Source organism: Polaribacter ponticola (genome assembly GCF_026191475.2).
GTDB classification, from domain to species: domain Bacteria; phylum Bacteroidota; class Bacteroidia; order Flavobacteriales; family Flavobacteriaceae; genus Polaribacter; species Polaribacter ponticola.
Window position 1 is genome coordinate 398,550 of the sequence record NZ_JAOSLC020000003.1, and the last position, 20,631, is coordinate 419,180.

The window sequence follows — 20,631 nt, forward strand, 5'->3', positions numbered from 1 at the left end:
TTGTGGATTCCGAAAACGGATTACTTCCCTATAATTTCAAAAATAATTTTGTACAATTTTCTGATTGGTCTGATGTACTCGAAAAAAACAATAAAAATAGTATTCAAAGATTACACGCAAAAGCTATACAAATAGAATATGACGAAGAAACCATTTTTATTTTAGGAAGCGCAAACGCTACTTTAGAAGCGTTTGGAATAAGTAAAAGAGCTGTTGTAAATCAAGAAGCTATTATAATTTTAAAATCGAAAAAAAGAACAGATTTTTTTAAAGATTTGGGTATTAATTTTCCGAAAATTGGATTTTTAAAACCAACACAATTTATTAAAAGAACTTTAGAGGATAACGTAAAGCAGTCAAATTCAATAAAAATAAAACACTCCGAATTAGAAGAGGATAACTTAATTATCAACTTAAAGGAAATAAAATCAGAAAAATTTTTATTACAAACCTTCGATAATAATGAAAACATACTAGAGCAAATAAATATTCTAATAGATAAGTCAGTTTTAAAATGTAAACTTAAAAAAGTTGAAACAGTTTTCAAATTTGCCTTTTATGAAATAAATTCACTAAAAAGAGTTTCTAATTTTTCCTTAATTCAAAGAACATCCATTCTCAAAAAATCAAATCCAGATGAGCGGTTAGCAAAATTACAAAGTTTTGAATTTTTAGATATTTTTAATACTCTAAACTATGAACTCGTTTTAGATTTTTTAGATTCTGAAAAAGTGTTTCAGAACCAAAGTAAAACGATGTCAATTCTTCCTTTAAGTGATAATGATGAAGATGATGATGGAGAAGTTATAACTGAATCTGAATATAACACAAATGCTATGTTAGGCATAGATGAATTTGTTACTAAAGATAACATTACATCTATGATAGAAGAGTTTTTAGATGTTTTAAAGATTAGAGATACCCAAATAGATGAATTATCTAACAATAATGAAGAATTAGCTATAGAAGCTGGAGATGATGGACTAAACAGTCAAATTAATTTAGATAACCAGCGTAGAAGCATAAACACCAAAGAAGGTCAAAGAATACAAAATAAAATAGCAAATACCGTAAAATCTGTAACCTGTTTAATTGATGAAAGGTTTCAAAAGAACATTCAGCAAGATGAAAGGTCTATAAAAGCACTTTTTATTGGATTCCACATTCTATTGCATTTTTGGAAAGAAGGCTATTCTGAAGATATTTCTGTGATAAAAATTAAATATAGAAATATTGAAGAATTAAGTGTTTTAGAAAAGAAATTTAGTTTGGTGCGATTGGAATCTCAAATTACTGCGATTAGAAATGAGGTTTTGTATAACATAGAATATTTAAAATTACACTTGTTTGAAGATTTTGTTAAAAATCAGAAACACGTTAATATAACTTCCACTCCTACTGAACCTATTTCTAATTTTAATTCTTTTATCAATGATAAATTTATAAATTCATATTTAGACACTTCTTTAATCGCTTCTTTTCTGAATAAAGGGTTACTCACTATTTTATGGTCGATTAAAACTGAAGAATTAAAGATTAATAAAGAGGAAACTGTTAAACTAATAATCTTAACAAATAAATATTTATCTGAAATTAAAGGAAGTAAACACTTTGTCAATTTTAGGAAACTTATACTACTAAATATGTTTGATTTATTTAATTTAGAAACATTCGAGTTGAATAATGCTTCAGAGGACATGAAAGAAGTTTTAAATAGTGAATTATTTATTTATTATAAAGCTTTCAAAGAGCAATTAAAATTAAAACAAATTATTTCGAAAAAATTAGAATCATACTTAACCAATTCGATAATTTATAGCACTCGATATGGTTTTTGTAGGCTAAAAATGGTTAGAAAAAATTTCTATATAGATATTGAAAATCCTTTAGGTGAATATATTAAACATGGAGATTATTTAGGCAGTTTTAAAGTGTATGTTGGAGAAAACGTAAAAATATTTGGTTAATTTTTTATTACTACTGCTTTCCAATCCAAGGCATTAATTTGTTTCTTAATTTCTTTTCCAGCTCTGTAATAATAAATTGCTTGAGAGTTTTTGGATGATTTTCTAATTCTTTAGGTAATTTCCAATAAGCAAAAGTGATTTCATTCTTATCAAAAAGAGTTCTATCTTTTAACTTTAAACTATATGTCGAAGTTGTCCCTTTATGTGTAAAGTGTTCTGTAATTCTACTACCTAATTTTTCAGATTTACCAATATAAAAAGGATAGACCTCATTAATATTTATGTTTTTGTAGCTGTTAAATCTTGTTTTAGCAACTTTTGGGTAGTTACTGTAACTTGGTTCTCTCCAAGCTGCTAATAAAGAATCATTTGTGAAATTTTCATGAGGTTTAATGAAGAAAACATATACTCCAAAATCATTTTCAATTGTTGTATAATCCTCATTTCTTTCTGATTTTAACTTCAATTCATTTATAATTTTCTCTATTTCGAAGTCAGAAAAAATAGTTTTATCAAACTCTTCCCATAGGTTTTTAAAATCGTCTGCAAATTTTATCAGTTTTTTCATATTTTTTTTAAATTCTTAAGTCTAATTTAAGATTCTATAAAGTTCTAAAACTGCCAAAGTATCCAACTTGCAATACTCTAACATATTCCTTCGAGCTTCTATTAGATCTAATTTCGATAAATCCGAAAGGTTTCTATAAACATCCATTGTTGCCATTCCGTCTTGAATATCTAAATTTTCATAAGAAAATTGAGGTAAAAACGTAGGCAAAACTACTTTTAAAGACCATTTTTTCTGGGTCTGTTCTGTTTTAATATGTTTTCTATAAATAGGTGCTAAATCTACTAATCTATTGGCAATAGCTGTTAATTCATTCTCATATTCAGGAAAATCTCTTATGAGTTCATAAATTCGAGTTCTCTCAAATGTTATCGAATAGACTAAAATAGAACCTTTCTTGCCGAAATTTTTAATCATACTCTTAATTAACTCTTCTCTTGGATCATCAACTCCGTTCCCCAAAAACTCAAAGTGTTCTGGTTCAGTATTAGCATCTTTTTGGAAATGTAAACTGTATTGAAAAGGAATTTGTTGATAAGGGCGAGATTGATTGAATTCAGGAATACCATACATAATGGTTTCAAAATCGAAAGAATAAATTGGGTATGAATGTTGATTTAGAAAATGCTGAATTTCTGTATCATCTTTATAATTTACGTCCGTTGATTTTGGTGTTTGCTCAACATTAATTAAATCTTTATTTTCTTGTAATTGATGGCAATAATTAGCAAACTCACATTCATAAGGTTCTTTACAATGCGCACCAATTAAAACAGTAGGTTCTGCATTTTTATAAACGGCTAAAAAACGATCAATATTTGCAGGAATATCTGCTAAAAAAGGTTGAATTCTATTGATTACACTTTCATAAGTAAATAATTCCTTTGAGTTTAATTCCCCATTTCTAACATAGGTTCTATCAAAATGCATTATAGAAATATCTTCAATTTCAATTCCAGAATTCGTCATTACATAATATTGAATAGCTGCATCTCTAATATGTTCATTTTTTGTTGAATTAGTGCTTTTCACTTCAAAAGCATGCCATTTTCCATCAATTTTATGCAAAATATCTAAAGCAACTAAAGTATTTTTAGCTGCAAATGTAGCTTCGTAAATTGTGGTTTCTCCTGAAGCAATTAATTCTTTAGTTTTTGCAATAGCTTTGGAATCTGGATAATTAGAAACCAAAGCCAGTTGTCCATTTGGGAAATATTGCTGTGCTAAATCGCCAGCAGTATTTCCTTGACTAAATACTCTTTTTGTGCTGTCAGAATAAAAAACTTCTTCTTTTTTAAACTTGTTTAACCACAATGCTTTTGTGCATTTTAATCCTTTTAAATATCTTGATTTTGATAACATACTTTTTCTTTTTCACAATTTACATTAAGTAACTAAAGTTAACCAATTTTAAACATCTAATAAGTGTTTTTTAGTAGGACTATGAGTGCAATGTCTTCCTACGTGAAATGGTTTTCCGCAACAAACACAATTTACACCATCTGTTAATGCTTGATGTTTTTTTGTTGGACTATGCAGGCAGTGGTTTCCTGCTCTAAAATCTTTTCCACAATGCTTACATGTTAGTTTACTCATTTTTTATTTTTAATTGATTATCATGCAAAAGTAAAATCTGGGTACGCCAAATTGTGACGCCTCTTTGATAATTAAGTTTTTTTATAAAACTTAAAGCAATATTGCAAATTAACTACCAAAGTTAATTTGTGTACAAATACTTACTTTTATTTATGCTAACATTTTATAACCAAAATTTGTAGCCCATTCATTTAGAATTATTAATTCTTCTTTTATCGCAATTCTATTATATTTTCCTCTTGCCTGTATAATTTGTTTGTCTTTTAGTTCTATTGTAATACTATGCTTATAGTTAGATTTACAAAATGTTTTTAAGCTAAAAATTCTAATTCTTTTAGAAATACAATCATTTAAATATAAATAAACACAATGTTTTAAAGTAACAGCTTCGTGATAGAGCATATCTGAATCCGAAATTTCATTAATTTGATACTTTATATTTGCTAAATCAAAAACCCATACTTCAATGCTTTCATTTTGCCAAGAAATGGTTTTATTAGGTTTAGAGATATTCTTATGTGAGAAAAAATCCCAGTCCTGTACGATTCCACAAAGTTTTAAGAGAGAACGTTTTTTAATGTGAACAACCTTAAGTTCAGTGTATTTTTTATAAGTAAGATAATCTAAAATATCTCGAATTGAAATATGACCTAATCCATATCTATTATATGTATTTATTTGAGGTTCATTTTGAGTTAAAAATAGATATACTTCTTTCCAATAGACAAAATCTCGAATAAAAAAAATATTAATTTTGTGATCTAAACGCAAACCGTGATAAAAATCTAAAAAAAATTGCTCATCACTATTAATCGAAAGCAATTTAGACAAGTACCACCCTTCTTTAAAAACACCACACTTCATCTTTAAAAAGCGAGGAATTCTATGCAACATAATATCTGCCTGCTTTTTAGAATATTGTAAAGGCATTTCTTTTATTTTTCGAATGCTTTTACCATTTATAATTTTTATAAATATTTTCATGTCGTTAAAGTTCATATATAGAAAATTCTTATATAATATTAAATCACACGAGTTTGAATAAGAACTAAAAAGAGTTCTAAAAAATATAGATTGATTCTCAATATTAGGATAAGGAAGTAACACTTTAGAAGCTTCAATAATAGGAACTTTAATTAATCCATAGAAATAGCTGTAAACAATGCTTGTTTTTAAGAAATAAAACACATCATTCTCATCTTGAAAATGAGTTAAATTTCCTGAAGTAAAAACTAAATGATAAAATTTTTTGCTAATATTAAATTCGTGATTCGTCTGTGAAAACCACTCTTCATCCAAAGACAGTTGAAAAATTGCGTTTACAGTATCATTAAAAAGGCTACGAGTTTGATAATCATTATATTCTGTTTTTGAATCATCAATATTATCAAAAAATAATATCCACTCATAGATTCTTTTTTTATAATTTTCATTAAACAAATCCTTTATTTCTATCCACCATTCTATTAAACATGGATCACATTTATTCACTATAAATATTTCTAAAATAGCATCATTATTTTTTGTTTGAGTCATTAGTTCTAATAAATTAAAAAATAAATTACTCTTTATTTAAACAAATTTGTACCTCGTTTTCTTGGCTATTTGTTGCTGAAATTTGCTTATGTAGTTGTTTTAAATGACTTCTGTAATAAAGATGATCTCCATTCTCTATAAAAACAGTTTTTTCTGTTGCAAAATCTTGAATTAAAAGTTCTAATTTGTTTTTATAAATAACTCTATTATCACTTAAATAATTTGCTAACTCTATTAATAGTTTTTGTTCTTTTTCTAATGTTGATTTTGCCAGTTTAAAGGCTTTCTCCATCAAGGTATTTGCTTCCTTTTCTATAATTCTTTTACTGTGTATATGTAAGTTGGTATTTGGAGAAGGAATTTCATAAGATAAATTTGTGCTTCCAAATCCGCTTTTTTCAACATTGTTAGTATCATCTCTGTTGCTTTTTCAATATCATTTTCTGAACCTGCAGTTTTATTTTCCTCTCCAAAAATGAGTTCTTCAGCAGCAATTCCTCCAAGAATCATTGCAACACGTGGTATTAATTCTTTTTTAGAAAAATACTTCCATTTAAATTGGGTTAATACAAAGCCATTAAAATTATCGTCTACAGAATTTGAATACACATATTTCGGAACAGTTTTCATAAGCAAAGCAGCTAAAATTGCATGTCCGCTTTCGTGCACTGCAACAATGCTTTGCATATCATCTTTTTTGTTCGACTTATTTTTCTGGATATTTAATTCGATGGGAAACTCTTGATGAAATAGAACTGTTTTTTCATACTTGTAATCACATTTTAAAGAATCGGCTTCTTCATAATTTATTTGAATCCTATTTACATCTTTGTTCTGATTAAATATTTCAGAAATAATAACCGAAATTTTACTTTTAATTAGATGATTAATTGTGGTTAAAACAGGTCTAACTCCCATTGTTGGATACACACCTTCATTATATATTAGTTGAATAATTGAAGTACCAAACTCTAATTTGATATCTGTCATTTTTAGAATGTTATCGCTAACTTTTACAAGCTCATTTTCTATGATTTTTTGATATGCCTTTTTATGAAGTGAAGGATAAATAACATGAATATTACCTAATCGTGCAATTTGTTCATCCCTAAATCTTGCTTTTAAAGCTTTCTTTATCTTAAATATTGTAATCTTTTTAGAGCTTTTATAGAAATCATCTGCATCAATATCCATCGCATAATCTCCACTCATTGTAAATGCTTCATCTAAATTTCCTAAAACAAATATTAATGCTTTAGAAAAATCTTTTTTCACAGGTTTTTGCGCATTAGAAACCACTTTTTTCAAAAACTGAATTGTTTCTTCTCCATTCATCTTTAATACTACCTTTTCTACATCCGATTTTAGATGAAACCCCATAACATTTCCTGCTAATTCTATAATAAACTCGTAATTGCTTACGTCTAAAAATAAATTAGATTTACTTTCTTTAGTATCTGTTTCGTCAAAAAATAAGTCCTTGCCATTTGTTACTTTTCCATTTTTCACTGTAATTCCTGCGGCTAAAAGATGCTGTAATTTTTGTGCAGTTTCTTGTAACCTCCAAACACCAAATCGAAACATATCATGTTGAATAATTCCAGAATCTAATAATTCCCAAATAACTCGATTTTTATCCTCTTTCTCTTTTCTAAAAGGCCCTTCTAAAGTTCTTGTGTGCTGGAATTCGTCTAAAGCAATAATAACTGGCGCTGAACTTGAGTTTTCACAAAGATCACTTAAAGAACGTGTTATTGAGTTTTTTCCTTCAGTTTGTCCTAAATCTAATCGATAAAAAATATTTTCTAAATCAATTAATTTTATCAACCTTTTAATAAGAGAAGTTTTTCCTACTCCTGTTAATCCCCATAAATTAATAACCAAAGGTCTTTCTTGAATTTTAGAAAGTGTAAACCAAGAATTCATATTATCTATAATGGCATTTATAGGTTCATCTATGCCAATAAACTCTTGTTTTAAAGTAATTCTTGCGTTTTCTAAAACTGCTGTTTTAGTTTTAAATTCATTTTTAAGTTGTGCTAAATTCGTTTCCATCTTTTATCTATTTTTAAGTTGATACAAAGAACTAAAACAGGTTCGCCATTTAGTGACGTATTAAATAAATTTATAATTTTATCTAAAAATTAGAGATTAGACTTTTCTTTTCTCATAATAGACAACAAAACAAATAAGAAAAATTAAAAAGATTGCAGGAAAATAGAATCCTAAAATAATAAGTGTTATTAAAAGAATTCCTAATAATCCTAAAATGGCTAATACTCCCAAATACAAAAAAACTCTAATTCCTAAAACAATAGTTTTAGGAATTAGAAAAAGTAGTAATAGAAATATGATTACTGTCATGTTTTAACTTTCTTTTTTAGGAGTAAGTAAATACAAAATTACTTCAACTTGAATTTCTGGATGTTCGTTTTCATTTACTTTTTGAACTCTTGCATCAAATTTTACACCTCCGTTTTTAAGAAGTAAAGAAAGATGTCTGTTTTTATCTCTTGGAATGTAACCTAATTTTAAGCCTTTTCTGTACAATGCAACAGCGTGCTTATCATATTTATTTCTAGGCTCTCTTTTCAGTTTTAGCTTTTTACCAATTTTTAATTTGTTGAATGCAATTGCACCTTCGTAATAAGAAAAGCCAGCAATAGCAAATCGTAAAAAATAATCTCTTTTCATTTTATTTTTGTTTTTAAGATTCTTTTACAAAGGTCTAATGTGGGTTCGTCAAAACATGACGTAGTTGGTTTTTAATTTTTATATTTGATAAAAAAAGATGGCTAACTATTTTATTTCCTTAAAAATTCAATTACTAATACAATATGTTTACGATTATAACTTTCCACCCAAAGAACAAATTATAGATTATTTGGCTGATAAAGATTTAGAGGTTTCTTCGAGAACATTAGACAGATATTTTGCAAGAATTAGGGCAGATTTTGGAATTGAAATTTCTTATAATTCTCTGAAGAAAGGGTATTTTATTGATGAAGAAAAAAGTGTAAAAGTAGCGTCTTTCTTTAAGTTTTTAGAGATTATACAAGTGGCGGATATTTTTTCTAATAGCTTAAAGGACAGTAATAAAATTTTAGAATACGTAAGTTTCGATGATTCTACAAACTTTAAAGGAATAGAAAATTTAAAAGATATTTTATTAGCAATTAAGCAAGAGAAAGAAATAGATTTTATTCACGAAAACTACGAAAAAAACTCAAAAAAGAAGTACACAATTACCCCATTAATCTTAAAAGAATATTTGAATAGATGGTATGTTGTTGGCGCTATTAATGAAGGTAATGAAATTAGAACTTTTGGTATCGATAGAATATCAAAAATAGAAATAACCAATTTATCAACCAAAAAAAGAGAAAATTACACAGAAAAATTAGAGAAATTTAAACACACTGTTGGGTTAACTTACTGGGAAGGAGATCCTGTAAATGTAAGTTTGTTAGTAGATGAACTGCATGTAAAATATATGCGAAGTCTTCCTTTGCACCAATCGCAAGTAATCTTACCTAAAAATAAAGATAATAAACACCAAGTAAATTTTTATATTTATCCGAATTACGAATTTATGACTCAAATTTTAAAAATTGGAGCAGAAGTAGAAGTTTTAAGCCCAAAACATTTGAGAGATGAAATTATTAGTATGTTAAAAGCAAGTTTGAAAAATTATAATTAGTTTGTTTTTATTTGCTTTTCTTTGCCAAAATCAACTAAAAGAAGTTAAAATCTTACACCTATACTCCACCCCAACGTCACTAATACCTTTATTTAAAAGGAATAATACATATTGTATTGGCAAATAGATTTGTTTTCCTTTAGTTTCCTTAAGTAGTACTTTCTTTTCTTTTAGAAAATAAACTACTACTTAAGGAAAAAAAGTATAGTCTATTTTAGTATTGTCGTATAAATTTGTCTATTTGAAAAACTCACTCAATAGTTTCACTTGAAAATCTCCAACTACTTTTAAATTAGAACTTGCATTCATCAATACCAATCCATAGCCTAAATGCGATAATTTACAATCTTGAATAATTTCTTGTTGTATGGCACTGTACACAAGTTTAAAATGCTTTCGAATCTCAATTCCTGATGATTTTGCTATTTTAATTGCTAATGTAACTGCTTCGGAAATTTGTGTTGGTGTCAATCCTTTTTGTAAAAAATCACTTGCTAAATGATTCATTTGTAAATTGTAGTAAAAATCCATAAAATTACGTATGCTATTAGCTGTATCATATTCTTTGGTGTATAGAATTAGTTCCATAATAATTGTTTTATTTATTTACAGTTTGCTTTTCCCTTAAAAATTGTAATTTTTTGAATAAATCTTCTTCTTCCTTTGTAATATTTTTTGGAAGATTTATGGTTAGTTTTACTAACAAATCTCCATATTGTAAAGCCTTTCCATAAATTGGCATTCCTTTACCTTTCAGTTTTAAAGTTTTACCTGTTTCACTTTCTTTAGGGACTGTAATTTTCACAATTCCTGTAAGTGTTGGAATCTCAATTTTGCCACCAAGAATAGCTGTGTATAAACCTATAGAAGTTGTGTATAATAGATTGTCGTTTTTTCTTTCAAATCGATTATCTGGTTCCACTTTTAAAATGATATGCAAATCACCTCTGTTTCCGCCTTTAAAACCTGGTTGTCCTTTTCCTTTTATTTTTAATTGTTGTCCATCATAAGAACCAGGTTTTATAGTGATTCTTAAATTATCAGTATTAATTTTAAACGTGCGTTTACTTCCTTCGTAGGCTTCTAAAAGTGTAATTGGCATTTCTGCCTGAATATCTCCTCCAGATTGAGTTCTTTGTTGACCTCTTGCTGATTGCCCACCACCAAACATATTTTCAAAAAAGCTTGAAAAATCTTCTTCAGAACCTTGTTGACCATAAAAGTTGGGTTCGTTTTGATTGTAACGTTTTTACTGATTTTTCTGTTTTGCATATTCCTTCCAATCATCTCCTGTATGCTGATATGCTTTCCAATCTGAACCTAAAGCATCGTACTTTTCTCTTTATTTCGCAACACTTAAAACACTAATTGCTTCATTAATTTCTTTAGATTTTTCTTCAGCACTTTTGTCATCAGGATACAAATTAAAAAAGCTAAAAAGTATCAATAAAACTTTAAAACAAAGAATTTTAATATTTACTGCTCAATATTTAAAAAAGTCAAAAGTCCTACCAATTCAATATTAAATTTATTGACTGTAAATAAATCTATAAGACTTTAATATAATATGCTTAATTGAATGAATTAACTTTGAGTGCAAAATATAATTTTTACATATTTATAATAGTAGTAATCCTTTTTTAGCCTCATATTTATCAAAAACATAATAAAAATACACACATCAATTATACATCAATTTGTTAAATACGAATATAAAATATTTAGTTAAATATCTAAAAATCAAATTATTAAATTAAAAAAATACTTTCCACAAACTACTACACTCTTATTTTTAACATAACAGACTATATTTACAAACACAAATAATATCAAATTATATTTCAATATGAAAATAAAGATTTTTTGCTTGTTTTTTTGTTTAACTATAGGACAAGTTGCTTTAGCTCAAAAAAATAGAAGGAGTTGTTACCGATAAGAATAGCATCCCTTTACCTGGTGCTAGTATTATTGTAAAAGGTACAACAACAGGAGTACAAACCGATTTTGATGGTAATTTTTCTTTAAAAGCTAAAAATGGAGAAGTAATAGTTGTACAATATCTAGGTTACGCCACAAGAGAAGTTCTAATTACTACAGAAACAAAGTATAAAATTATACTTCAAGAAGAACAGAATAGTTTAAGTGAAATTGTTGTAGTTGGTTATGGTACTCGTAAAAAAGCAGTTCTTACTAGTTCTGTTGTAAGCATTAAAGGAGAAGAATTAGCAAATGAACCGGTATTAAATGCTACACAAGCATTACAAGGCAAAGCGGCTGGTGTGCAAATTATTGCTTCTGATGCTCCTGGCCAAGCTTCTAAAGTAATCATTAGAGGATTAGGAACTGTTTTAGGAAATGAAAACCCATTATATGTTGTCGATGGTATTTTAACAGATAATATTAACAATATTAATACATCTGACATTGCTACAATGAATGTATTAAAAGATGCATCTGCCTTGGCTATTTATGGAAATAGAGCTTCAAACGGAGTTTTAATAATTACAACTAAAAAGGGAAAGAAAGGGAAAATTAAACTAACGTTTGACACTTTTACTGGTGCAAGAACTATATTAAGTAACGTGAAGTTAGCGAACTCAAATGAGTTTATTACTTATAGTAACGAAGCTATTTTAAGAGATTTACAAAGAGATGGTGACCCTACCAATGATAACGATAAAAGTGATTTTATTTTATCTGGCCAACCATATAATACAAACTGGCTAGATGCAATAACAAGAGTTGGTAGAGTATCTAATTATAATATATCTGCTTCTGGTGGGTCTGAAAAAATTAGAGGTTTTTTTAGTGCCGGTTTTAATAAAGAAGAAGGTATTTTAAAAGGTAATGATTTTAGTAGACTAACGCTTCGTAGTAATATAGATTATGATCTTAATAGTAAGTTAAAGTTTTCTAATAGTATAAATGTACAGTTAGCGAATTCAGTTCCTAAAAGTTTTGGAGCTTTTACAACGGCTTATAAACAATCTCCAATTGTACCTATTAGAGATGAAAATGGGGCTTATGGTTCTTCTATTGGAATTAATAATGTTGGTAATCCTGTAAAAGATTTAGATTTTCAAGATGAAAAGCAACGTTATTTTAAAGTACAAGGTTCTTTTAAAGTCGACTATAAAATATTAGAATCCTTATCTTATACTTCTGCTTTCTCAATAGAAACAGAATATGCACGTTTTCATAATTTTCAAGATAGACTGGGTTCTTTTTTAGCAAATAACCCATCAAATTCAGAACAACTTTATTTTAACGGAAATGCAGATAGAGAAAAAACATTTTTATCTGTAACACATACTAACTTCTATCATTGGTTTATAGACAATTACTTAACCTACACTAAAACATTTAATGAAGTGCATAATGTAAATGCAACTTTAGGAATGAGTTCAGAAGAAGATAGATCTGAATTTTTATCTGGTAGCGCTGTTAATGTGCCAACAAACAATAGTTTAAGGTATAATTTAAGCACTGGTGATGATAATGAAACAAGATCATCTTCTGGTGGTTTTAGTCCACATAAACGATTAAGCTCCTACTTTGCAAGAGTAAATTACGATTATGATAATAAATATCTCTTAAGTGCTTCTTACAGAAGAGATGGTTCAAGTCAATTTAAAAAAGGTTTTAAGTTTGGTAACTTCTATGCTGTAAGTGCAGGTTGGGTGTTAACAAATGAAGCTTTTATGAAAAACTCTTCTTTCAATAAGTTAAAATTAAGAGCTGGTTATGGAGAATTAGGAAACCAAAATGTGCCTTTACAAATTGTAACTTTATCTACAGGTGCTGGAGGTTTCTATCCTTTTGGGGCTAATCAAAACCTTAATCAAGGTACAACTATATCTTCTACTTTAGCAGAAAATTTAAGTTGGGAAACTACAAAAGAATTGAATTTTGGTGCTGAATTCACTTTATTTGACTACAAGTTAAGTGGAGAAGTAGATTTTTACATCAAAAAAACTTCAAACGCTATACTTCAAATAAAATTACCAGACGTTTTTGGAATAGACCCATATTTAGATCATATAGGTGAAATAGAAAACAAAGGAATAGAAACTACTCTTAATTGGCAAGACGAAATTAATGAAAACTTAAAATATAATGTAGGCTTAAATTTTGCTTTGAATAAAAACAAATTAACAAAGGTTACCAACCCATATTTTAATGAGTCTATTGGAGGAGATTTAGGAAACGGGCAATACACAAAAAGAGTTAGAGTAGACCAACCAATAGGTAGTTTTTTCTTATACGATGTAATAGGAATAGATGATAAGGGAGAATTTGTATATGATGATGTTAATAATAACGGAATTACAGATGAAGGAGACAGAAAGTTTATGGGATCTTTTATTCCTAAATACAATATCGGTTTTAATTTTGGTTTAAACTATAGAAATTTTGACTTGGCAGTGGATACATACACAAGTTTAGGAGCTAAAGTATATAATGGTAAAAAAGCACAACGTTTTGGAAACGAAAACATAGAGCAATCTGTATTTAATAATCGCTGGACTTCTGGTAGACCAAGTAATACTGGATCTAGAGCTTTTAATGAAGTGCCTTTATCTTCTAATTACTATTTAGAATCAGCAGATTTTTTTAGAATCAATAATATAACTTTAGGATATACATTAAAAGAAAATACTACTAATTTCTTTAACAGAGTAAGAATTTACGCTACTGCAAAAAACCCCTTAATTATTAAGAAATTTTCTGGATTTACACCAGAATTACCTGGAGGAGCATTAGGAAACGCTGGTATAGAATTAGGTGCATACCCTACATTAAGATCATTTTTTATAGGAATTAACACATCATTTTAAAAATTAAAAAAAATGAACAATAAAATAAATAAAAATTTAAAATACGTTGCTTTTGCAATCTTATTACTATCATTTTCTTGTAGTGAAGATTTTTTAGATGTTGAAGCAACAGCAGAAACTGAAGAGGCACTAACAGCAGAAAAATCTGTTGAGCTTGTTAATGCAGTTTACAATAGATTTCTGCAATGGCAAATGAGTTCTTTTTCCTGGAATGGTTTAACAAGCATTACTACAGATGATGCAGATAAAGGAAGTAGCACTGGAGACACTGGAACTGATAAAGACATTTTAGATGCAATTGCTTTCGATCCAACAACAATTTCTATTGGAGAAGTTTGGAGTGAACATTACAATGCAAACCAGCGTATTACACAAGCTATAACTCGTATCCCAGAATTTGATATCGATGAAAAACTAAAAACAAGATTAATTGGTGAAGCTAAATTTTTAAGAGCATTAATATATTTTAGATTAGTAAAAACATTTGGCGGAGTACCTTTAATTTCTGATAAATCAGATTTTTCCAGCCCAGATATTTTAAAAAGAGCATCTAAAGAAGATACTTATCTTTTTATAGAAAATGACTTACAAGATGCTATAAACTCATTACCAGAAAAAAATGAATACGCGGCTGCAGATCTCGGTAGAGCAACAAAAGGCGCAGCAAAAGCATTATTAGCTAAAGTAAGCATGTATCAAAATAAATGGCAAGAGGTACTTACATTAACAAATGAAGTTATTACATCAAAACAATACGATTTAACAACCAACTACGAAGATATTTGGAAAGAAATTGGAGAAAATAATACAGAATCTATTTTCGAAATTCAAGCTAAAGGAGGAGATGCTCCTACTGCAGGAGTTCAAGGATATAGTGTAACTCAAGGAGCCAGAGGCGATGGTGGCTGGGGCTGGGGCTTTAATACACCTACAGAAGATTTAGCCAACTCTTATGAACCAAATGATGCCAGAAGAGATGCCACTATTATTTTTAGAGGAGAAACTTTATTTGATGGCAGGTTAGTACCTAATACTGTTACAAATGCAATGTATAATCAAAAAGCATATTCAAGCGCAAATTCAGATGCTTGGGAAACAGGAAAAAACATAAGAATTTTACGTTTTGCAGAAGTTTTATTAATGAATGCTGAAGCCGCTTTAGAAGTTGGTGGAGATGCTGCAACACCTTTAAACAGAGTAAGAAAAAGAGCTGGTTTAGATGACGCTACTGTTGTTGATAAAATGACAGTTTGGAAAGAAAGAAGACATGAATTAGCTTTTGAACACGATCGTTATTTCGATTTAGTTAGACAAGGTCGCGCAGGAGTAATTTTAAGAGCTCACGGAAAGAATTTTATTGATGGGAAACATGAGGTTTTCCCAATACCACAAGAACAAATAGATAAAAGTGGAGGAATTCTAACTCAAAACCCAATGTATTAAAAATTAAAACTGATAAAATCATGAAATTTACAGAAAACATAAAAGTACAATATATAATAAGCTGTTTTTTATTTTTAGCAGTAGCTTTAGGCTGTACAGAAACTGCTATTGATCCACCACCACCAGATGTAGAAGCCATATTTGAGCGTCCTGTAAAAGAAATTCCTTTTGAGGAGTTATTAGATGAAGTACAACAACGTACATTCAATTATTTTTGGGATTTTGCAGAACCAATTAGTGGTTTAGCAAGAGAACGCTCACAAGAAGAAGCTTTAGATGGGGAATCTAAAAGAGTTATTACAATGGGAGGCTCTGGTTTTGGTCTTTCTGCATTTCCAATTGCAGTAGAAAGAGGTTGGCAAACAAAAACTAAAGTAATCGAACGTTTACAAAAAGTGCTTACCTTTTTAGAAGGAGCAGAAAAATACCATGGTGCATTTTCTCACTGGTATTTTGGTGATACTGGTATTACTCGTCCATTTAGCGCACAAGATGATGGAGGAGATCTTGTAGAAACTGCATTTTTAATACAAGGTTTATTAATTAATAGAGAATATTTCTCTGGAAATAATGACGATGAAAAAGATATTAGAGATAGAATTACCGCTATTTGGGAAGGAGTAGAATGGGATTGGTATGCAAGAAATGAAAAAATAATAACATGGCATTGGTCTAAAACTCACGAATTTGCAATTAATTTAAAAGTAAGAGGTTGGAACGAAGGATTAATAGTTTATGTTTTAGCAGCCTCTTCACCTACACATTCAATTGATAAAGAAACATATATAAATGGCTGGGCTTCTAATGGAGCTATGAAAAATGGAAATACTTATTTCGATATAAAACTTCCTTTAGGACCACAAAAAGGAGGGCCTTTATTTTTCTCTCAATATTCTTTTATTGGTCTAAATCCAACAAATTTAACAGATCAGTTTGCTAATTATTTTGAACAAAACAGGGCACATTCATTAATTAATTACAATCACTGCAAAGAAAATCCAAATGGCTACAAAGGTTATGGAGGAGATAGTTGGGGATTAACTGCAAGTGATGATTTTAATGGTTACGCAGTGCATGAACCAGAAAATGACATTGGCGTTATAACACCAACAGCAGCATTATCTGCTTTTCCATACACTCCTGTAGAATCTAAAAAAGCGATAGAATACTTCTATTATAAACAAAATGCAAAACTTTGGGGAGATTATGGTTTTTATGATGCTTTTTCAGAAACCAACTCATGGTATTCAGATGGTTATTTAGCTATTGACCAAGGACCAATTGTTTGTATGATAGAAAACTACAGAACTCAATTACTTTGGAATCTTTTTATGCAAAATCAAGAAATTAAAGATGGTTTAACAAAATTAGGTTTTACATATTAATATTAATCATCATTTAAATTTTAAAACGTAAAATATGATTTTAAGTAAGACTTTCTTTTTTTCAAAATTGAATATTATAATCGTATTTATCGGAATAATATTATCTGTAAGTAGTTGCAAACAAAACGAGAAAAAAAGTGCTGTTAGTCAAAAAATTTCTTTTGAAAACTTATTAGATACTGTTCAAAAGAAAACGTTTAATTATTTCTGGGATTTTGCAGAAGAAAAAAGTGGTCTTGCAAGAGAAAGATCTCATGAAGATGCTTTTGATGGAGAGTCTAAAAACATAGTTACAACTGGTGGTACTGGTTTAGGTATTGCTTCTTTTCCTACTGCAGTTACAAGAGGTTGGATAACAAGAAAAGAAGCTATAAATAGATTAGAGAAAATCTTAACATTTTTAGAAAAGTCAGAAAAATATCATGGCGCATTTTCTCACTGGTATTTTGCAGACTCTAATAAAACACGTCCTTTTAGTGATTTAGATGATGGTGGAGACATTGTGGAAACCGCACTTTTATTGCAAGGGCTTCTTATTAACAGACAATATTTTTCAGAAGAAAATACAACTGAAAACCAAATTAGAAATAGAATTACTGCTATTTGGGAAGCTGTAGAATGGAACTGGTATACACAAGGTAAAAAAAGTATTTCTTGGCATTGGTCTGTAAAAAATGGCTTTAAAGCGAACCTACCTGTGAGTGGATGGAATGAAGCATTAATTGTCTACGTGTTAGCAGCTGCATCCCCAACTCATTCCATAGACAAAGAAACCTATACAAATGGTTGGGCAAGAAACGGAAACATGAAAAACGGAAAATCTTTTTATGACTATAATTTGCCTTTAGGAGAAGATTTTGGAGGCCCACTATTTCTATCTCAATATTCTTTTTTAGGTTTAGACCCGAGAAATTTAAAAGATGATTTCTGTGATAATTATTTCGAGCAAAATAAAACTCATTCATTAATCAATTATGAATATTGTAAAGAGAATCCTAAAAACTTTAAGGGATATAGTGAAAACTCTTGGGGGTTAACAGCCAGTGATAATTACAATGGATATTCTGCACATAGCCCAACAAATGATTTAGGCGTAATTACACCAACTGCAGCTTTATCTTCTTTTCCATACACACCAAACGAATCAAGAAAGGCTTTAGAACATTTTTATTACAATTTAAATGATAAAATTTGGGGTAAATATGGTTTTTATGATGCTTTTTCAGAACAACAAAATTGGTTTTCTAAAGGATATTTGGCCATTGATCAAGGACCAATTGTGGCAATGATAGAAAATTACAGAACACAACAACTTTGGAATTTATTTATGAGTGACACAGATGTAAAATCTGGATTAAAAAAGTTAGGTTTTTCAAGCCCGAAAATTTAAAATCATTTTATTCTAATGACTAAAATCAGCAAAAAAACAGAATCCACCTCTCCTACTTTTATCAATTCTAACATAGAAGAAAAAGTAAAACAACTAATGTCTGAAATGACTTTAGATGAAAAAATAGGGCAAACAGTTATGTATGCTAGTGAAATGGATGTTACAGGACCTGTTTTAGATGCAAATTATTTAGAATATATTAAAAAAGGAGAAGTTGGAGCTGTACTAAATGCTTCAGGAGTTTATTACGTTAGAAAGATTCAAAAATTAGCCGTAGAAAACTCTAGATTACAAATTCCATTACTTTTTGGTTTTGATGTAATTCATGGTTACAAAACTATCTTTCCAATTCCGTTAGCAGAATCTTGTAGTTGGGATTTAGATTTAATGGAAGAAACTGCACAAATAGCAGCTACAGAATCTTCAGCAGCAGGTCTACATTGGACTTTTGCTCCTATGGTTGATATATCTAGAGATGCAAGATGGGGCAGAATTGCAGAAGGAGCTGGAGAAGATGTCTATTTAGGAAGCCTTATAGCAAAAGCAAGAGTTAGAGGTTTTCAAGGAGATTTAGAGTCAACCAATAATATTTTAGCGTGCGCAAAACATTTTGCTGGTTATGGTGCAGCACAAGCTGGTAGAGACTATCATACTGTAGATATGTCTGATATTGAATTAAGAAACACACATTTACCCCCTTTTAAAGCTGCATTAGATGAAGGTGTTGCAACTTTTATGACAGCTTTTAACGAATTAAATGGAGTACCAGCAACAGGAAATAAATATTTGTTAGATACAATTTTAAGAAAAGAATGGAACTTTAAAGGTTTTGTAGTAACAGATTACACCTCTATTACAGAAATGATTGCTCATGGTTATGCAGAAAACTTAAAGCATGCTGGAGAAATAGCAATAAATGCAGGTTCAGATATGGACATGCAAATGGCGCTTATAAAAATCATCTAAAAGAATATTTAAACGAAGAAAAGTTAGATGAAGAGCGATTAAATGAAGCTGTTAAGAGTATTTTAAGAATGAAATTTAAATTGGGTTTATTTGATGATCCATATAGATTTTGTGACGAAAACAAAGAAAAACAACTCATTTTATGTGAAGAACATCTAAAATCGGCTACTGAAGCTGCAAAAAAATCTGTTGTATTATTAAAAAATAAGGACAGGGTTTTACCATTAAAAAAAACTTCTAAAATAGCACTTATTGGCCCTCTTGCAAATGACACACATCATATTTTAGGTACCTGGGCAGCATTTGGTCGAGAAAATAAAAACATCATCAGTATAAAAGAAGAGCTCGAAAATAAAAACATCGACTTTAAATATGCAAAAGGATGTGAGGTTTTAGAGGAAAACAGAGAAGGTTTTCAAAATGCAATTACTATCGCAGAAAAATCTGATGTGGTAGTAATGGTTATGGGAGAAACTGAAAATATGAGCGGAGAAGCTGCTTGTAGAACCAACATAAAACTACCAGGCTTACAGCAAGAATTAATTGCTGAAATAAAAAAACAAGAAAACCTATAATATTAGTTCTAATGAATGGAAGACCATTAGATCTTTCTTGGGAAGATAAAACTGTAGACGCCATTTTAGAAACTTGGTTTTTAGGTACAAACTGCGCTACTGCAATAACAGAAGTACTTTATGGTGCTTACAATCCTTCAGGAAAATTAACCGTTACTTTTCCAAGAAATGTTGGTCAAGTTCCTCTTTTTTACAATCAAAAAAATACTGGTAGACCCACCAATGTTCCAAATGCAGACCCAAGATATACCTCTAAATATTTAGATGTAGCAAACAGCCCCTTATACCCTTTTGGCTATGGATTAAGTTACACAGAATTCACATATAGCAAAGTAACATTAGACTCCAATACTCTTTTTTCTAATTCATCTATAAAAGCATCTGTAACAATTACTAACACTGGTGATTATGATGGAGAAGAAATAGTGCAACTTTATATAAAAGATGTAATTGGTAGTATTACAAGACCTATAAAAGAACTGAAGGGTTTTAAAAAAATAACTTTAAAAAAGGGGGAAGCAAAAACGGTTCAATTTGAAATAACAGCAGAGCTTCTAAAATTTTACAATCAAGAACAAGCTTTTGTTTGTGAAGAGGGTGAATTTCAACTTTTTATTGCAGGAAATTCTGATCATCAATTTACAAATACATTTTTTTAAATAATTAA

Annotated in this window: 17 protein-coding genes and 1 pseudogene; 9 read left to right on the forward strand and 9 right to left on the reverse strand. The window is 29.2% G+C overall.

Annotation, left to right across the window (positions count from 1 at the left end; all coding sequences use genetic code 11):
* Positions 1–2: 2 nt before the first annotated feature.
* Positions 3–1,967, forward strand: coding sequence for a hypothetical protein (locus N5A56_RS06615; protein WP_274270283.1), 1,965 nt, complete (start codon positions 3–5; stop codon positions 1,965–1,967).
* A gap of 10 nt (positions 1,968–1,977) precedes the next feature.
* Here N5A56_RS06615 and N5A56_RS06620 read toward each other — a convergent pair whose 3' ends face one another.
* The 7 genes from N5A56_RS06620 to N5A56_RS06650 form a co-directional block, all read right to left on the reverse strand.
* Positions 1,978–2,535: a hypothetical protein gene (locus N5A56_RS06620; protein WP_088355072.1), complete on the reverse strand. Its 558-nt coding sequence runs from the start codon at positions 2,533–2,535 to the stop codon at positions 1,978–1,980.
* A 21-nt stretch (positions 2,536–2,556) separates the two neighbouring features.
* On the reverse strand, positions 2,557–3,897 hold the full coding sequence (locus N5A56_RS06625; RefSeq protein ID WP_088355073.1) for a DUF2779 domain-containing protein: 1,341 nt from the start codon (positions 3,895–3,897) through the stop codon (positions 2,557–2,559).
* Positions 3,898–3,945: 48 nt separating this feature from the next.
* Entirely contained in the window at positions 3,946–4,131 is a 186-nt protein-coding gene (locus tag N5A56_RS06630) for a hypothetical protein (protein ID WP_088355074.1), read from the reverse strand.
* Positions 4,132–4,281: 150 nt separating this feature from the next.
* The gene (locus N5A56_RS06635; protein ID WP_088355075.1) at positions 4,282–5,667 is read right to left on the reverse strand and encodes a PcfJ domain-containing protein; all 1,386 of its coding nucleotides are present in this window, start codon (positions 5,665–5,667) and stop codon (positions 4,282–4,284) included.
* A 25-nt stretch (positions 5,668–5,692) separates the two neighbouring features.
* On the reverse strand, positions 5,693–5,959 hold the full coding sequence (locus tag N5A56_RS06640; RefSeq protein ID WP_265724764.1) for a hypothetical protein: 267 nt from the start codon (positions 5,957–5,959) through the stop codon (positions 5,693–5,695).
* Between the two features lie 20 nt (positions 5,960–5,979).
* The gene (locus tag N5A56_RS06645; RefSeq protein WP_265724765.1) at positions 5,980–7,722 is read right to left on the reverse strand and encodes a P-loop NTPase family protein; all 1,743 of its coding nucleotides are present in this window, start codon (positions 7,720–7,722) and stop codon (positions 5,980–5,982) included.
* Between the two features lie 312 nt (positions 7,723–8,034).
* Complete coding sequence (locus N5A56_RS06650) at positions 8,035–8,361, reverse strand: HIRAN domain-containing protein (RefSeq protein ID WP_088355078.1); 327 nt, start codon at positions 8,359–8,361, stop codon at positions 8,035–8,037.
* A gap of 97 nt (positions 8,362–8,458) precedes the next feature.
* On the opposite strand from N5A56_RS06650, the gene N5A56_RS06655 reads away from it, so the two are divergent.
* On the forward strand, positions 8,459–9,367 hold the full coding sequence (locus N5A56_RS06655; protein WP_088355079.1) for a helix-turn-helix transcriptional regulator: 909 nt from the start codon (positions 8,459–8,461) through the stop codon (positions 9,365–9,367).
* Between the two features lie 237 nt (positions 9,368–9,604).
* On the opposite strand, the gene N5A56_RS06660 is transcribed toward N5A56_RS06655, so the two are convergent.
* Positions 9,605–9,955 (reverse strand): hypothetical protein, encoded by a 351-nt coding sequence (locus N5A56_RS06660; RefSeq protein ID WP_140422773.1) that lies wholly within the window; start codon positions 9,953–9,955, stop codon positions 9,605–9,607.
* Between the two features lie 10 nt (positions 9,956–9,965).
* On the reverse strand, positions 9,966–10,538 hold the full coding sequence (locus N5A56_RS06665) for a J domain-containing protein (RefSeq protein ID WP_088355081.1): 573 nt from the start codon (positions 10,536–10,538) through the stop codon (positions 9,966–9,968).
* 742 nt (positions 10,539–11,280) lie between these two features.
* On the opposite strand from N5A56_RS06665, the gene N5A56_RS06670 reads away from it, so the two are divergent.
* The 7 genes and pseudogenes from N5A56_RS06670 to N5A56_RS06700 all read left to right on the forward strand — a co-directional run bounded on the left by N5A56_RS06670 (position 11,281) and on the right by N5A56_RS06700 (position 20,623).
* A complete protein-coding gene (locus tag N5A56_RS06670) occupies positions 11,281–14,205 on the forward strand; it encodes a SusC/RagA family TonB-linked outer membrane protein (RefSeq protein WP_274270569.1) in 2,925 nt (974 codons plus the stop codon).
* A gap of 12 nt (positions 14,206–14,217) precedes the next feature.
* Complete coding sequence (locus N5A56_RS06675) at positions 14,218–15,648, forward strand: RagB/SusD family nutrient uptake outer membrane protein (RefSeq protein WP_088355083.1); 1,431 nt, start codon at positions 14,218–14,220, stop codon at positions 15,646–15,648.
* Between the two features lie 20 nt (positions 15,649–15,668).
* The gene (locus N5A56_RS06680; RefSeq protein ID WP_088355084.1) at positions 15,669–17,033 is read left to right on the forward strand and encodes a glucoamylase family protein; all 1,365 of its coding nucleotides are present in this window, start codon (positions 15,669–15,671) and stop codon (positions 17,031–17,033) included.
* 34 nt (positions 17,034–17,067) lie between these two features.
* Positions 17,068–18,423: a glucoamylase family protein gene (locus N5A56_RS06685; RefSeq protein ID WP_088355085.1), complete on the forward strand. Its 1,356-nt coding sequence runs from the start codon at positions 17,068–17,070 to the stop codon at positions 18,421–18,423.
* A 15-nt stretch (positions 18,424–18,438) separates the two neighbouring features.
* Positions 18,439–19,389: a glycoside hydrolase family 3 protein gene (locus N5A56_RS06690; RefSeq protein WP_265724767.1), complete on the forward strand. Its 951-nt coding sequence runs from the start codon at positions 18,439–18,441 to the stop codon at positions 19,387–19,389.
* A gap of 68 nt (positions 19,390–19,457) precedes the next feature.
* Positions 19,458–20,215, forward strand: a pseudogene (locus N5A56_RS06695) (glycoside hydrolase family 3 C-terminal domain-containing protein); the annotation flags it as partial.
* A 174-nt stretch (positions 20,216–20,389) separates the two neighbouring features.
* Positions 20,390–20,623 carry a fibronectin type III-like domain-contianing protein gene (locus N5A56_RS06700; RefSeq protein ID WP_274270570.1) on the forward strand — a complete coding sequence of 78 codons (234 nt, stop codon included), beginning with the start codon at positions 20,390–20,392 and terminating at the stop codon, positions 20,621–20,623.
* The last annotated feature ends 8 nt before the right edge of the window (positions 20,624–20,631 follow it).

Bases quoted from the DNA above. Each gene is read 5' to 3' on its own strand.
- N5A56_RS06620 (WP_088355072.1), bottom strand. From the start codon at position 2,535: ATGAAAAAACTGATAAAATTTGCAGACGATTTTAAAAACCTATGGGAA.
- N5A56_RS06625 (WP_088355073.1), bottom strand. From the start codon at position 3,897: ATGTTATCAAAATCAAGATATTTAAAAGGATTAAAATGCACAAAAGCA.
- N5A56_RS06630 (WP_088355074.1), bottom strand. From the start codon at position 4,131: ATGAGTAAACTAACATGTAAGCATTGTGGAAAAGATTTTAGAGCAGGA.
- N5A56_RS06635 (WP_088355075.1), bottom strand. From the start codon at position 5,667: ATGACTCAAACAAAAAATAATGATGCTATTTTAGAAATATTTATAGTG.
- N5A56_RS06640 (WP_265724764.1), bottom strand. From the start codon at position 5,959: ATGGAGAAAGCCTTTAAACTGGCAAAATCAACATTAGAAAAAGAACAA.
- N5A56_RS06645 (WP_265724765.1), bottom strand. From the start codon at position 7,722: ATGGAAACGAATTTAGCACAACTTAAAAATGAATTTAAAACTAAAACA.
- N5A56_RS06650 (WP_088355078.1), bottom strand. From the start codon at position 8,361: ATGAAAAGAGATTATTTTTTACGATTTGCTATTGCTGGCTTTTCTTAT.
- N5A56_RS06655 (WP_088355079.1), top strand. From the start codon at position 8,459: ATGGCTAACTATTTTATTTCCTTAAAAATTCAATTACTAATACAATAT.
- N5A56_RS06660 (WP_140422773.1), bottom strand. From the start codon at position 9,955: ATGGAACTAATTCTATACACCAAAGAATATGATACAGCTAATAGCATA.
- N5A56_RS06665 (WP_088355081.1), bottom strand. From the start codon at position 10,538: ATGTTTGGTGGTGGGCAATCAGCAAGAGGTCAACAAAGAACTCAATCT.
- N5A56_RS06675 (WP_088355083.1), top strand. From the start codon at position 14,218: ATGAACAATAAAATAAATAAAAATTTAAAATACGTTGCTTTTGCAATC.
- N5A56_RS06680 (WP_088355084.1), top strand. From the start codon at position 15,669: ATGAAATTTACAGAAAACATAAAAGTACAATATATAATAAGCTGTTTT.
- N5A56_RS06685 (WP_088355085.1), top strand. From the start codon at position 17,068: ATGATTTTAAGTAAGACTTTCTTTTTTTCAAAATTGAATATTATAATC.
- N5A56_RS06690 (WP_265724767.1), top strand. From the start codon at position 18,439: ATGACTAAAATCAGCAAAAAAACAGAATCCACCTCTCCTACTTTTATC.